Origin of the sequence: Flavobacterium cupreum (genome assembly GCF_003996965.1) — a bacterium.
GTDB lineage: Bacteria > Bacteroidota > Bacteroidia > Flavobacteriales > Flavobacteriaceae > Flavobacterium > Flavobacterium cupreum.
Map to the genome: position 1 here is coordinate 1 of NZ_QWDM01000257.1, position 281 is coordinate 281.

A 281-nucleotide genomic window follows, 5' to 3' on the forward strand; every position below is an offset into this window, starting at 1 on the left:
CTGGAACCGCTGGCACGGCGCGCTCGGCGACGGCGCCTGGTTCGCGCTGCTGCAGGAGCGGGTGCTCACGCTCGGCGCGACCGGCGGCGGCGCACTGGAGGCGGTGCGCAGCGTGGCGCTGCCCGAGGGCGCCGCGCCCGGCTGGCTGGCCACCCACCTGGCGCGCGAGGCGCTGCTGCTCGACCTGCCCGCGCCGGCGCGCCTGCGGGTGTGCGCCGGCGCGCTGGGCGCGCTCGCGCGCTGCGCCGAGGGCGTCGACTGCACCCTGCTCGGCCCCGGGG

1 protein-coding gene is annotated in these 281 nt (G+C 81.9%); it reads left to right on the forward strand.

All coding sequences use genetic code 11. From position 1 onward, the window contains the following. A partial coding sequence (locus tag D0817_RS25970; RefSeq protein ID WP_202866556.1) for a hypothetical protein occupies positions 1-281 on the forward strand: 281 nt, incomplete at both ends.